General features: G+C 63.3%; 14 protein-coding genes. 10 read left to right on the plus strand and 4 right to left on the minus strand.

Annotated features, from left to right (window positions below):
• Positions 1 to 70 precede the first annotated feature (70 nt).
• The 6 genes from NATTI_RS0120205 (at position 71) to NATTI_RS0120230 (ending at position 6,568) form a co-directional block, all read left to right on the plus strand.
• The gene (locus tag NATTI_RS0120205) at positions 71 to 736 is read left to right on the plus strand and encodes an HAD family hydrolase (RefSeq protein ID WP_006088000.1); all 666 of its coding nucleotides are present in this window, start codon (positions 71 to 73) and stop codon (positions 734 to 736) included.
• A gap of 156 nt (positions 737 to 892) precedes the next feature.
• Positions 893 to 1,828 (plus strand): hypothetical protein, encoded by a 936-nt coding sequence (locus NATTI_RS0120210; RefSeq protein ID WP_019992075.1) that lies wholly within the window; start codon positions 893 to 895, stop codon positions 1,826 to 1,828.
• A gap of 154 nt (positions 1,829 to 1,982) precedes the next feature.
• Complete coding sequence (locus tag NATTI_RS0120215; protein WP_006087998.1) at positions 1,983 to 2,936, plus strand: phosphatase PAP2 family protein; 954 nt, start codon at positions 1,983 to 1,985, stop codon at positions 2,934 to 2,936.
• A gap of 188 nt (positions 2,937 to 3,124) precedes the next feature.
• Complete coding sequence (locus tag NATTI_RS0120220; RefSeq protein WP_006087997.1) at positions 3,125 to 3,739, plus strand: GNAT family N-acetyltransferase; 615 nt, start codon at positions 3,125 to 3,127, stop codon at positions 3,737 to 3,739.
• 235 nt (positions 3,740 to 3,974) lie between these two features.
• Entirely contained in the window at positions 3,975 to 5,657 is a 1,683-nt protein-coding gene (locus NATTI_RS0120225; protein WP_006087996.1) for an acyl-CoA mutase large subunit family protein, read from the plus strand.
• 77 nt (positions 5,658 to 5,734) lie between these two features.
• Positions 5,735 to 6,568, plus strand: a complete 834-nt coding sequence (locus NATTI_RS0120230; protein ID WP_019992076.1) for an aldo/keto reductase — start codon at positions 5,735 to 5,737, stop codon at positions 6,566 to 6,568.
• 26 nt (positions 6,569 to 6,594) lie between these two features.
• On the opposite strand, the gene NATTI_RS0120235 is transcribed toward NATTI_RS0120230, so the two are convergent.
• Positions 6,595 to 6,909: a YbjQ family protein gene (locus NATTI_RS0120235; protein ID WP_006087993.1), complete on the minus strand. Its 315-nt coding sequence runs from the start codon at positions 6,907 to 6,909 to the stop codon at positions 6,595 to 6,597.
• A 162-nt stretch (positions 6,910 to 7,071) separates the two neighbouring features.
• Between NATTI_RS0120235 and mce the strand changes: the two genes are divergently transcribed.
• Entirely contained in the window at positions 7,072 to 7,455 is a 384-nt protein-coding gene (mce, locus tag NATTI_RS0120240; RefSeq protein ID WP_006087992.1) for a methylmalonyl-CoA epimerase, read from the plus strand.
• A gap of 36 nt (positions 7,456 to 7,491) precedes the next feature.
• On the opposite strand, the gene NATTI_RS0120245 is transcribed toward mce, so the two are convergent.
• Both NATTI_RS0120245 and NATTI_RS0120250 read right to left on the minus strand, forming a co-directional pair.
• Complete coding sequence (locus tag NATTI_RS0120245; protein ID WP_006087991.1) at positions 7,492 to 7,884, minus strand: hypothetical protein; 393 nt, start codon at positions 7,882 to 7,884, stop codon at positions 7,492 to 7,494.
• 207 nt (positions 7,885 to 8,091) lie between these two features.
• A complete protein-coding gene (locus NATTI_RS0120250; protein ID WP_006087990.1) occupies positions 8,092 to 8,769 on the minus strand; it encodes an FAD-dependent oxidoreductase in 678 nt (225 codons plus the stop codon).
• A gap of 258 nt (positions 8,770 to 9,027) precedes the next feature.
• Here NATTI_RS0120250 and NATTI_RS0120255 point away from each other — a divergent pair, with 258 nt between their 5' ends.
• Positions 9,028 to 10,785, plus strand: a complete 1,758-nt coding sequence (locus NATTI_RS0120255; RefSeq protein ID WP_006087989.1) for a 2-oxoacid:acceptor oxidoreductase subunit alpha — start codon at positions 9,028 to 9,030, stop codon at positions 10,783 to 10,785.
• Positions 10,782 to 11,645, plus strand: a complete 864-nt coding sequence (locus NATTI_RS0120260) for a 2-oxoacid:ferredoxin oxidoreductase subunit beta (protein ID WP_006087988.1) — start codon at positions 10,782 to 10,784, stop codon at positions 11,643 to 11,645. Before NATTI_RS0120255 ends, NATTI_RS0120260 begins: the two co-directional genes overlap by 4 nt.
• Before the next feature lie 230 nt (positions 11,646 to 11,875).
• Here the strand turns inward: NATTI_RS0120260 and NATTI_RS0120265 are convergent, their stop codons facing one another.
• Positions 11,876 to 12,532: a DUF6517 family protein gene (locus tag NATTI_RS0120265; RefSeq protein WP_006087987.1), complete on the minus strand. Its 657-nt coding sequence runs from the start codon at positions 12,530 to 12,532 to the stop codon at positions 11,876 to 11,878.
• Positions 12,533 to 12,684: 152 nt separating this feature from the next.
• On the opposite strand from NATTI_RS0120265, the gene NATTI_RS0120270 reads away from it, so the two are divergent.
• On the plus strand, positions 12,685 to 13,806 hold the full coding sequence (locus NATTI_RS0120270; RefSeq protein ID WP_006087986.1) for a pyridoxal phosphate-dependent aminotransferase: 1,122 nt from the start codon (positions 12,685 to 12,687) through the stop codon (positions 13,804 to 13,806).
• Positions 13,807 to 13,830 lie beyond the last annotated feature (24 nt).

Consider the following 13,830-nt stretch of genomic DNA (forward strand, 5'->3'; position numbering starts at 1 on the left):
GAACACGCAAACAGCAGCGAGCGCGGCGTCTCAGTAGAATTATTGTCCCCGAATAGAGACTCATTCAGTGATGCAGTACGACGCGGTTCTGCTCGACTTCGACGGCGTCGTCGTCGAAACCCCCTCCAGCCGGCGACTGTCCGACGCACTCAGCCGCACGTACGAGCAGTTCGATCGCTCGGGACCGGCGGCCGAGACGCTTCAGGAACTCACATGCGGCGACTTCGAGTCGATCGCCGACCGGTGTCGAACGCTCGACATCGACACCGACGTCTTCTGTACGCGGGCCGCCCGCGAACTGATCCGCACCCAACTCGCCGAAATCGAGCGCGGACTGCGATCGGTTTACGACGACGTGAGCGTTGTCCGCTCGCTCGAGTTGCCGCTCGGCATCGTCAGCGACAACCATCCGACCGTCGTCACGAACGTGCTCGACCGGTTCGGCCTTCGATCGCTCTTCGAGACCGTCTACGGCTGCGCGCTGACGCCGGACGGGCTCGCTCGTCGCAAACCCGATCCGACGAACATCGAGGCCGCGATGGACACCCTCGAGGCCGAGTCGGCGCTCTACGTCGGCGATCGGTCAGTCGACGTACGGGCCGCCGACAACGCGGGCATCGACTCGGTGTTGCTCTCGCGTTCGGCCTCGAGCGACGAGTCTGCCGACGACGCCCTCGACGTGACGCCCACGTACCACAGTTCCTCGCTCGCAGCGTTGCCGGCGCTCCTCGAGTGATCCGGCCCCCGTCCGACCGAGCGTCTCGGCGAACTGAACGGGAGAGCGGTGGGGACCCCCCTCGCGGGTGTTACGCGCCCCGAATGTTTCGATAACGGGGACGACCGGGCAGATTCCAGCCGTCGATTTTTGCAGGAGACAGTGGGAGTGGACCGTATGAACGACGAGAACTGGGCCGAACTTCGATCGCAGTGTGAACGCGTTTCCACCGGCGCACAACTGCTGACACCGCTCTCTGAGCGCCCGTTCGGAATCGAGGCGACCGCGGACGATCGAATCCTCGTCCGGTTCGCCGACAGCACCGAAGAACGCCCCCTCTGGCGCGAGCAGTTCGGCGTATTCGACGAGCAACTCGAGGGCGGCGCAATGGCCATCGACGACCTTCAGCCGGGCGTCGAACCCTACGCCGCGGTGATCTCGCTCTCCGAATCGTACACCGTCGACGACGAGTCGATCGTCACCGCGCCCGACGACGCCACCGGCGGAGAGAGTCCCTTCCTGGTCTCAGCGGCCGAGGCGCGGACGCCACCCGAGCGCGTCCACGACGACGCCATCCTGCTGGCCCACCTCGTCGAGCGACTCGAGATCGACGACCTCGCGTCACTCGATTCAATGGACACCGACTCGCTAACCGACTACTACGTCCTCGCTTCGGACGTCCAGCGCGGCGCCGACGGGGTGCGGTCGGCGGCGCGAGACGAACTGCTCGAGCGCCTCGGACCCGATCAGGAACTTCACGGTCGCTTCGGGACGGTCCGCCGAACGACCCGCGAGCGTCGCCGGCCGAAGGACGACGAGACCGTCCTCGCCGCGCTCGACGAGCACGGCATCCCCCGCGAGTGGGTGCTCGGGGTCGACCGAGACAAACTGGACGTCGTCCTCTCCGTCACCGATCTCGCCGACGACGACGTTTACGACACCAGCGAGGACGTCTACGTCCAGAAAACCGCCGTCGACGAGGACGAAAAGTACTCGCGGCTGCAGGGGCTCGCCGATCGGATCGAGGATCTCGAGAACGCCGACGGCGAGGCGCTAGAGGACGAACTCGAGGCGATCGAGGATCGACTCGAAGAGGCGCTGACAGCAAACTGAGTGAGTGTGAGCGACGACATCGGTTTTCGGAAACGTGTCTCACGTCGATGGGTTTCCGTCGATCGTTTGGCGCAAGCAGCGCCGGTTCCACACTTTCGATAGCGTTTGATCGCAATCGTAAGAAATACTTATTATTCGTTTGAAGTTTCTGTCGATGTGGTTTGACCCCGCTGTCGTCGAAGCCGTCCGTGACGCCGTTCCGACGTGGCTCGGCGTCGTCATGGTCGTCCTCTCGTATCTCGGGAGCATCTACCTGATCGCCCCCTCCATGATCGCCGCCTACTGGGCCAACCGCGACCTCGTCGCGCCGTGGCTCGGGGGTATCATCGGCTGTTACGGCCTGATGTCGATCACGAAATCGTATCACACCGCGAGTCGTCCGATCATCGGCCCGCCCGTCGATGGGAGCATCTTCCCCGGCTGGTTCGTCCCCTGGTACGAACACGCCGCGCATATCTCCACGACGAGCTTCCCGAGCGGCCACGCGATGGCGGCGACGATCATCGTTGGCATGCTCGTCGTCGACCTGCCGGTAGGCACGTTCTGGAAACGAGCCGTGACCGGTCTCGCGGTGATCGGCTGGGTCGGCTTCACTCGAGTCGGACTCGCCGTCCACTTCCCTGGAGACGTTGCCGGCGGCATCGCCTATGCGCTTGGCTTCCTCGCCGTCTACTACCTGGGTCGGCGGTATGTCCCCCGGCGAACGTCGTACGGCGAGACGACGGCCGCCTTTGCCGTCGGCTTCGTCTTCGCGCTGGTCGCGGTGACCTACGTTGGGAGCCGTAACTCGCACATCGCCTTCGGCGGGGGTATCGGTGCGCTGCTCGCCTGGCAGTACGCACCGGCGATCGCGAGTCTGATTCGAGAAACCGTCTGGGAGACGGTGGCTCCACTCGTCGGCGTCGCCATCGTCGTCGGGACGTGGTTCGTCACCGATCTGGGAATCGGCAACCGGGCGTTCATCGTGGTCTGGTCCGCGCTGTTCCTCGCGGCCGTCATCCTCGTTCCGTGGATCTCGCCGACGGGCGCGTTCTGGGCAGCGGCGAAGCGTCGCAGTCGGCGACTGATCGGCTGGCAAATCGGTCGCGGCGATCACGAGTCCGGATGATAACGGCGACTCGAGCACTGAACGGACGATCGTCGCACCGACAACTCCCACTGGTGTGACGGTCGCGATAACGGAACCCGAGGGGACGACGGCACGCTGACGGAAGACGGACCGTGGTGCAGACGAACGCTCCCTCGAGTTCGTCACCGCCGCAAACGCTTTTGGAGATACACCCCCTACTTCGAATCATGTACGTGCGGGACGCGAAAAACAGAGAGGAGGTCTGGCTGCTCGACGCCATCGAGGCGATGGAACTCGACGAGACGGCGTTCCGCTCGCGCGATTACGTCGTCGCCGTCGACGAAACGTCAGGCGAGAAGGCCGGGTTCGGTCGTATTCGCGTTCACAAACGCGACGACGCTGGGTCGGCTGACGCCGACTCCGGGCGCACAGACGACGTCTGCGAACTGACCAGCATCGGCGTCCTCGAGAGTTGGCGCGGCCAGGGCGTCGGCGCACACGTCGTCGAACGACTGGTCGAGTACGCCGGCGATCAGGGGTTCGAGACCGTCTACGCCCTGACGGGCGAAGGAAGTTATCTCGCCCAGTTCGGCTTTCGACGAATCGAGGAGTCGGCGCTGCCGGTGCCGTTACAGAATCGACTCGAGGACAAACGCGACGGCGTCGATCCCGACGCCGTTCCCCTCGAGATTGACGTCGACGAGTTTCAACTGCCCGAGCGACTCCGCGAGGCGTTCAAACGGGCGCCCGACGATCGCGACGAGGACTCGGACGACGATTCTCCCGAGGACTTCGGGATCGACCCCGAGTCGGCGACGTACAAGTACGATACGGGTCGCTAGCTCGAGCCGTTCGCCGCCGGTCGCACGCCGCGTCGTCGCTCGGTACCGGCTGCTCCATTTCGGCTCCACCACGGCTCGAGTGAAAAGCGGCCGTCCCGACTCGAGTGACTCTCGCGGATTCGTACCGGTTCCACTCGTCGACCGATTAGCGACCCACTGGTACCGATCGCAACTCGAGACGATACTGGCCGCCTTCATCAAGCTTCAAGCCCCACCCCAACCTAGATAAACGATAATGTTCGATTCCGACGATCTCGAGGAGATCCGTGCCGGCCGGGAGGAGTGGCACGAGGAAGAAGTCGAGCCGGTGGTCGAACGGTTCGGCGAACGGAAAGAGACGTTCACGACGGATACGGGGGGGCAGGACGTCGACCGACTCTACACGCCCGACGATGTCGACGATCTGGACTATCGGGAGGACATCGGCTATCCGGGCGAGCCGCCGTACACGCGCGGCGTCTACTCAACCGGCTACCGCGGCCGACTGTGGACGATGCGCCAGTACGCGGGCTTTTCGACGCCCGAAGACACCAACGAGCGCTACCATTACCTGATGGATCAGGGCCAGACCGGGCTGTCGATGGCGTTCGACCTGCCGACACAGATGGGTTATGACTCCGACGCCAGCATGGCCGCCGGCGAGATCGGGAAAGCAGGAGTCGCCATCGACTCGTTAGACGACATGGAGACCGTCTTCGACGGCATTCCGTTGGACGAGGTCTCGACGTCAATGACGATCAACGCGCCCGCATCCGTCCTGCTCGCGATGTACATCGCCGTGGGCGACCAGCAGGGCGTCGACCGCGAGGAGCTTCGGGGGACGATCCAGAACGACATCCTGAAGGAGTATATCGCCCGCAACACGTACATCTACCCTCCCGAACAGTCGATGCGGATTATCACCGACATCTTCGAGTTCTGCGCGTCGGAGACGCCGAAGTTCAACACCATCTCGATCTCGGGCTACCACATCCGCGAGGCCGGCTCGACGGCCGCCCAAGAGCTCGCTTTCACGCTCGGCGACGGCATCGAGTACGTCGAGACGGCGATCGAGGCCGGACTGGACGTCGACGAGTTCGCCCCACAGCTCTCCTTTTTCTTCAACGGCCACAACAACATCTTCGAGGAGGTCGCGAAGTTCCGCGCCGCCCGCCGGATGTGGCACGACATCATCGACGAGCGCTTCGACGCGGACGATCCCAAGTCCAAACAGCTCAAGTTCCACACCCAGACCGCGGGCTCGATGCTCACCGCCCAGCAGATCGAAAACAACGTGGTTCGGGTGGCCTACCAGGCCCTCGCCGCGGTGCTCGGCGGTACCCAGAGTCTCCACACCAACGGCAAGGACGAGGCGCTCGCACTGCCGACAGAGCAGTCGGTCCGCACCGCCTTGCGCACCCAGCAGATCCTGGCCCACGAGTCCGGTGCCGCCGATACCATCGATCCCCTCGCGGGCAGCTACTACGTCGAATCGCTGACCGACGAGGTCGAGGAAGAGGCCTACGAGATTCTCGAGGAGGTCGACGAGCGTGGCGGCATGCGCGAGGCGATCGAACAGCAGTGGGTCCAGCGCCAGATTCAGGATACCGCCTTCGATCGCCAGCGAGAGATCGAGGAGAAAGAACGCATTATCGTCGGCGTCAACGAGTTCGAGGTCGACGAGGATCCCGAGATGGACGTCGAGGAAGTCACGCCGGAGGACCAGCAACGCCAGATCGACAGCCTCGAGTCGGTTCGTGAGGAGCGAGACGACGAGGCTGTCGAGGACACGCTCGAGGCCCTGCGCGAGGCCGCACGGGGCGAGGAGAACCTCATGCCGTACATCATCGAGGCCGTGAAGGTGTACGCGACAGTCGGGGAGATCTGTAACGTTCTGCGCGACGAGTTCGGCGAGTATCAGCCTGGCAGTGCAGTCTGAACTGACTTGATCTGCGGGCACCAAGACGCGATTTCCCGGGCCCGGGTTTGATTATGTGTCTCGGTAACGCTTGGAGTATGGCTTCAGATATCTCGACCGCGACCGTGACAGCTAGCGGCGCCGAGATTCCGGCCCTCGGCTTCGGCACCGCACGGATGACCGGCAAAGACTGTCGGAGAGCGGTCGAAACTGCCCTCGAAGTTGGCTACCGCCACGTCGACACCGCTCAGATGTACGACAACGAGCGCGCCGTCGGCAACGCAATCGCTTCGAGCGATGTCGACCGCGAGGAGGTCTTCGTCGTTACCAAGGTCCACCGAAAGAACGCCGCGTTCGACGACGTCCTCGAGTCCACTCGACGGAGCCTCGAGCGACTCGGTCTCTCGACGGTCGATCTCCTCCTGTTGCACGCGCCCAGCAGCCGAGCACCGCTCGAGGAAACGCTGGCGGCGATGAACGAGCTACAGGACGAAGGGAAAGTCGAGCACGTCGGCGTCAGCAACTTCGGAATCGATCAGCTCGAGTCCGCGCGCGAGCTATCGGAGACGCCCATCGTCGCGAACCAGGTGAAGTATCACCCGTATCATCATCAGGACGACCTGCTCGAGTACTGCGTCGCGAACGACGTCTGCCTGACGGCGTACAGCCCGCTCGCAGAGGGAGCCGTGCCCGGCGACGACCGACTCGCCGAGATCGGCGAACCATACGAGAAGTCCGCCGCCCAGGTCGCGCTGCGCTGGCTGCTCCAGCAGCCGACCGTCGCAGCGATTCCGAAGGCCGCGAGTCGTCGACACATCGAGGCGAACGCCGACGTCTTCGACTTCGAACTTTCCAACGACGAGCTGGCGGCCGTCGCAGACGTCGGTGACGGGGTCTGGAATCAGTTGGTTGAAACAATCGGATTGCGTTGACAGCCGATTCAGCGGGGTTGTTCGGCCTACTCGAGTCGAACGGCCGTCCCGTAGGCCATCACTTCCGAGCCGCCGTCGGTGATCTGGGAAGTCTCGAGGCGGACGTTGACCACGGCGTCCGCACCCATCCGTTCGGCGTCGGCCTCCATGCGGGAGATGGCCTCGTCTCGAGCCTTCGAGAGGAGTTCCGAGTAGGCCTTGAGTTCCCCGCCGAAGACGTTCCGGATCCCCTGGGTGATGTCGCGGCCGGCGTTTCTGGCTTCGACGGTGTTGCCGCGGGCGACTCCGATCGTTTCAACAATGTCACCGTTCGGGACGGTTTCGGTGTTTGCGATCTGCATAGTCTCGACTTCACAGACCCGGATCAAATACTCGTCGAAAACGACACCAAGTTGAATAGTTCGGTCTCGGACCGATACGAGACGCCGTCAGCGAGGCTCGAAATGCAAGTCCGGGATCGACAAACCGCATCAATATTTGTGTTCGATCCCGAACGGCGAACCATGCACTTCGATCACGCGGGAATCGCGACCGAGGACGCAGCCGAACTCGGAGCCCTGTACGCGGACCTCTTCGGTCTCGAGGTCGCCCACGAGGAGGAGTTCGACGGTATGCGCGTCGTCTTTCTCGACTGCGGAAACGGCTACTTCGAACTGCTCGAGCCGCTCGAGGACGGGACTATCGCGCAGTATCTCGAGTCAAACGGCGCGGGGATTCACCACCTCGCGCTCGCGACGGACGATATCGAGGGTGCCCTCGAGACGGTCCGCGACCACGACGTCCAGTTGATCGACGAGGAGCCACGGCCCGGCGCGTGGGGGCATTCAGTCGCCTTCTTGCATCCCAAAGACACCGGCGGCATTCTCGTCGAACTCGTCGAGCACTGAATCAGACGTCGCCGCCGCTCGAGTCGGGCGACCGACTCATTCCATTCGATTGTCGTTCTCGTCGAACTCGCCCTGGTCGATGTCGATGCGGTGTGGTTCGGGGCGCTCGCCGCCGCTGTCGCGGCTGCCCCCGACCGGCAGCTTGGTTCGGAGGTCGGCGGCGAACGACTGGACCTGATCGACCAGCGTCTTTACCTCCTCTTCGAACTGCTCGACGGAGCGCTCGACGTAGTGGACACGCTGGGCGGGAATCCGTCGAACGATGTCGTGGCCCTCCTCGTCTTCGTCGGTCTTGATGATCCAGTGGTCCTGAAAGTAGGCGATGTGTTCGTTCGGCACCGTCTTCCTGACGGTGTCCTCGTCCGGTTCCTCGTAGACGATCGTCGCGTGACCGATGTCTCGCTCGAGTTCGAGGTCGTCGTCAACCATAGGCCTCGCTAGGAATCCAATACGCGTAGTGACTGTGCTTGCGAGGTGCGGCGCGTGACCGATCCGGATCAGCAGCGCGTCTTGGCCGACCGTTCGACCGGGTGACCGAAAGTTCGGCCCAGTTGGGTGAACAATCGACCGAGTCGGGACGGACCGGTTTCGTCGGCACGCCACAGAAAAGCAGTGATTCCGCGTTCGAACGATCTCTCAGCCGAAGTTCTCGATCAGCGCCTCGTCGGAATCGCCGCCGTCCTCGTCGATCGTGTCGGCGACGAACCGTACGAAGTCCTCGAAGCCGAAGGCGTAAAGCTGGCCGTCCGTGCGGTGGGACTCGATCGCCTCCGCCAGTCCGTCGCTATCGTCCGCCTCGAGGATGACGACGTCCGCGCCTGCGTCTTCGAGCGCCTCGAGTCGATCGACGTGTGCGGGCTCGTCGTCCTGATAGACGACGACGGCGTCGTGGCCAGATTCGTGGGCCGCTTGGGCAATCGAGACGGCTGGACCGACCCCGGGACCGCCCGCGACGGCGACGACATCTTCGTCACCCTCGTAGGTAATCGTCCCGAACGGGCCTTCGATATGAACGGTTTCACCGCCCTCGAGATCGGCGAGCCACGGAGAGAGGTCGCCGTCGGGGTCGATCCCGACTGTGATCTCGAACGTCTCGCCGACCGCGGGCGAGGAGAGCGTGTAGTGGCGCATGACGATGTCGTCCTCGTCGTGATCGCCGCTCGTCTGGTTCTCGGCCCCGGGGACGGCCCGAAGCAGGACGAACTGGCCGGGAAGGGCATCGAACCCCTCGGGCGTCTCGAGTTCGAGTGCGACGGTACCCGGACCGACTTCGCGGACCGATTCGACAGTGACTGGTGTTCCTTCGATTGTCATGTCGAATCCGTTCGGGGGCCGCTGGAAAAGGCGTTCCGTTCCGCGTCGTCGTTACGCTCGCGGTTCGATACATCCGCGGTTCGAGACAGTACCAACCGGCGTTCTCACAGCTGCCTGAGAGCGTAATTTCACCGGTGATTTATTCTGATTCGAGTAACGAACGCGGCGATCGAGAGCGGACATATCACGCGCTGTTGCGGTGGTCCGGTTGGGTTTTCAGAAGCCTTTTCATTTACTGGGGGCAAGGCTCAGCATAACATGGCTGAGGATCTCAACTGGGCGGTCGGAGGCGAGGCCGGGGACGGTATCGACTCCACCGGGAAAATCTTCGCTCAGGCACTTTCCCGAGCCGGACGGCACGTATTCACGTCGAAAGACTTCGCGTCCCGAATCCGCGGCGGCTACACGGCCTACAAGATTCGGACGTCGGTCGAGCAGGTCCAGAGCGTCGTGGACCGACTCGATATCCTGGTCGCCCTGACACAGCGCACCATCGACGAAAACCTCGACGAACTCCACGAGGGCAGTGCCGTCATCTACGACGGTGAACGCTCCTGGGAGGCCGAGATTCCCGACGAGATCACCGCAGTCGACGTCCCCCTGAAATCGCTCGCCGAGGACGCCGGCGGCGCGATCATGCGCAACATCGTCGCGCTCGGTGCCGCGTGTAAGATCACCGGCTTCGACGTCGAGTACTTGGACGAGGCACTCGAGAAGCGCTTCGGCGGCAAGGGTTCGAAGATCGTCGAGAACAACAAGGAAGCCGCCCGCCTCGGCCAGGAGTACGTCGAAGCGAACTACGATCTCGACCACCTCGGTTACAACGTCGACGTAACCGACAACGACTACGTCCTCCTGAACGGTAACGAAGCGATCGGCATGGGTGCGATCGCCGCCGGCTGTCGCTTCTACGCCGGCTACCCGATCACGCCCGCGACGTCCATCATGGAGTACCTGACGGGCCGTATCGAGGACTACGGCGGACACGTCGTCCAGGCCGAGGACGAACTCTCGGCGATCAACATGGCACTCGGCGGCGCACGCGCCGGCGCTCGAGCCATGACGGCGACGTCGGGAGCCGGAATCGACCTCATGACGGAGACGTTCGGACTGGTCGCGACCAGCGAGACGCCGCTCGTCATCTGTGACGTCCAGCGATCCGGCCCCTCGACGGGGATGCCGACGAAACAGGAGCAGGGCGACCTCAACATGGCCCTGTACGGCGGCCACGGCGAGGTCCCGCGCTTCGTCGTCGCCCCGACATCGATCACCGAGTGTTTCTGGAAGACCGTCGAGGCGTTCAACCTCGCCGAGAAGTACAACACGCCGGTGTTCCTCGTCTCCGATCTGGCGATGTCGGTCACCGAACAGACGTTCCCGCCGGAAGCATTCGACATGGACGAAGTCGAGATCGACCGCGGCAAACTCGTCGACGACGAAGAGGTCGATGAGTGGCTCGACGAGCAGGGACGGTTCCGCGCCCACGCCGACACCGACGACGGTGTCAGCCCCCGTGCCATCCCCGGCACGATCGACGGCGCACACATGAGCACCGGCCTCGAGCACGACGAACTCGGCCGCCGAACCGAGGAACAGGACGAGCGTGTCCAGCAGGTCGACAAACGGTACCGCAAGGTCGAGACCGCACAGGAGCAAGAAGACTGGGAGTGCCGCGAGTTCGGCGACGAGGACGCGGACAACCTCATCCTCTCGTGGGGATCGAACGAGGGTGCACTGGTCGAAGCGCTCGGCTACCTCGAGGACGAGGACGTCGACGTTCGCGTGATCTCGGTGCCGTACATCTTCCCGCGGCCGGACCTCACCGACGAGATCGAGGCGGCCGAACAGACGATCGTCGTCGAGTGTAACGCGACCGGCCAGTTCGCCGACCTCATCGAACACGACGCACTTACCCGCGTCAAGCGCATTAACAAGTACACCGGCGTCCGCTTCAAGGCGGACGAACTCGCCGAACAGATCACCGACAAACTCTCCGAGGAGGTGCCAGCACAATGAGCTCCGACGTACGATTCACCGACTTTAAATCCGACAAGCAGCCAACGTGGTGTCCCGGATGCGGCGACTTCGGGACGATGAACGGCATGATGAAAGCCCTGGCCGAAACCGGAAACGACCCCGACAACACCTTCATAATCGCCGGGATCGGCTGTTCCGGCAAGATCGGGACCTACATGCACAGCTACGCCCTTCACGGGGTTCACGGCCGTGCACTTCCCGTCGGGACCGGCGTCAAAATGGCCCGCCCCGACATCGAAGTGATGGTCTCCGGCGGCGACGGTGACGGCTACTCGATCGGTGCCGGTCACTTCGTCCACGCCGTCCGCCGAAACGTCGACATGTCCTACGTCGTCATGGACAACCGTATTTACGGCCTGACCAAAGGTCAGGCCTCGCCGACCTCGCGATCGGACTTCGAGACCTCCACCACCCCAGAAGGCCCCCAGCAGCCACCCGTCAACCCGCTCGCACTCGCGCTCGCATCGGGCGCGACGTTCATCGCCCAATCTTTCGCCTCCGACGCGTTGCGCCACCAGGAGATCATCGAGCAGGCGATCGAGCACGACGGCTTCGGCTTCGTCAACGTCTTCAGCCCGTGTGTCACGTTCAACGACGTCGACACCTACGACTACTTCCGCGAGAGCCTCGTCGACCTCAAAGAGGAAGGCCACGATCCGAACGACTACGAGAACGCCAAGGATGTCATCCTCGACGGCGAAAAGGAATACCAGGGCGTCATGTACCAGGACGAAAACTCCGTCCCGTACCACGAGCAACACGGCGTCACCGAGGATATGTCCGAGATTCCCGACGGCGCACCCGACGACGCGATGGATCTCGTCCGCGAGTTCTACTGACGACCGACGCTCTCGACGCGACTCGGCAGGATTCGTTTTCTCAGCACCGATCACCGGCCACTGTTGTCACCGTCGAGAGAGTGCCGTGTCTACAACCGCGCTCAAGACGGCGCTCGAGTAACTGTGATGCTTCGGCCTCGCTCCCTCGGTGCGAAGCGCTCGCTCTGGGTCTGTCGGTTACGCTTCGAAAATAGCGACCCAGATACACCACCTCTCGAGTTCGCGAGCGATTAGACCGGGTGCTCGACGGATTCCATCAGCACTTCGGCGTTCGCTGACTCTTCAGCCAGCGGTGCGGGGTAGCTCCCGAGGAGGACGAGCAGGTCGTCCTCGTGATCGAACGAGGCTACCGGAATTTCGATGTCGATCGGTTCGCCCTCGAACTTGGATTCGCCCTCGAAGACGTCGACGGTTCGATCGTCGCCGAGAATATCGAGCGTGAACGAGTCGACCTTCGAAATGTCGTCAACGTCGGTGTGTTCGCTGTCGATTTCGGACATGAACTCCTCGAGCAGTTCTTCGTTCGTCATATCCGAAATCGGGTTGAACGACCGTCCGAGAACCGAGAAGTCGGGAATCGAGACGGCGACGAAGAACGCGCCCTCGTGTTCGATACCGCGGTGCTCGACGTCTTTCGAGTAGATCGACGACCAGACCCTGGCCTCGACGTCGCGCTCGACGCCGACCTCGATCGTCTCCTCGATAGATCGTTCTTCGATCTCGTACTCGGCGTAGCCGGCTTCTTCGAGGGCTGTATCGGTGGGTGCGACGCGTTCGGCCGTGAGCTCCATCGGCCCGTCTCCGAGGACGAAGTCGATACAGCCGGCCGTCAGTGCGAGCGTTCCGGTCGCTCCTGTTGCGAGAATGGCACGTCGAGAGTAGGTCATTAGGGGTCTATTCGGTAGAAACCGTATATTAGTTATGGAACAGTTTATCATGTAGACAAGAATATCGTGAGATCGCGACTGTCGAATCGATCGCTGCAGCGGATTCCCTCGCACACATCAAGAGTTATCGGGATCCGCACCAGTCTCTAGACATGACCGAGTTCGCACGACGAGTCGAGCAGGTGTCGATCAGCGGCATTCGCGAAGTGTTCGAGGCCGCAGGTGACGACGCGATCAACCTCGGGATCGGCCAGCCGGACTTTCCGACGCCCGCCCACGCCCGCCAGGGCGCGATCGAGGCGATCGAGGCCGGAAAGACCGACGCCTACACGTCGAATAAGGGAACGCTGACGCTTCGTGAGGCGATTTCGGCGAAGTACGACCGCGACTACGGACTCGAGATCGACCCCGAGCACGTTATCGCCACGTCCGGCGGCAGCGAGGCGCTCCACCTCGTCTTGCAGGCCCACGTCGATCCGGGCGAGGAAGTGATCTTCCCCGATCCCGGCTTCGTCTCCTACGACGCGCTGACCCACATCGCGGACGGCACGCCGAAACCCGTCGGCCTCCGCGACGATCTCACGCTCGATCCGGCGACCGTCGAGGAAGCCATCACCGACGAGACGGCCGTCTTCGTCGTCAACAGCCCGGCCAACCCGACGGGCGCCGTCCAGAGCGAGGCCGACATGCGCGAGTTCGCCCGCATCGCCGACGAACACGACGTCCTCTGTCTCTCCGACGAGGTGTACGAACACATCGTCTTCGAGGGCGCACACCGGTCGCCGCTCGAGTTCGCCGAGACCGACAACGTGGTCGTCGTCAGCGCCTGCTCGAAGACCTATTCGATGACCGGCTGGCGACTCGGCTGGGTCACGGGCTCCAATCGCCGCATCGAGCGAATGCTCCGCGTCCACCAGTACGGCCAGGCCTGTGCCTCCGCGCCCGCACAGTACGCCGCCGAGGCCGCGCTGACGGGTCCACAGGAACCGGTCGCGGAGATGGTCGAAGCGTTCGAGGAACGCCGCGACGTCGTTTTCGACGGACTCGCGGACGCCGGTCTCGAGGTCCCCAAACCCGAGGGGGCGTTCTACGTCATGCCGAAGGTGCCAGAGGGCTGGTGTGATGAAGTGCTCGACCGCGGCGTGATCGTCGTCCCCGGCGACGCCTTCGGCGCGAACGGCGAGGGCTACGCGCGGCTCTCGTACGCGACGGCGATGGAGGAGTTGAAGGAGGCCCTCGAGATCATCGACGACGCGACGCGGGCGGTACGATAGCGGCTGGACACCCGTCGAAGCACC

The sequence above is a fragment of the Natronorubrum tibetense GA33 genome (genome assembly GCF_000383975.1).
In the GTDB taxonomy this organism is placed as follows: Archaea; Halobacteriota; Halobacteria; order Halobacteriales; family Natrialbaceae; genus Natronorubrum; species Natronorubrum tibetense.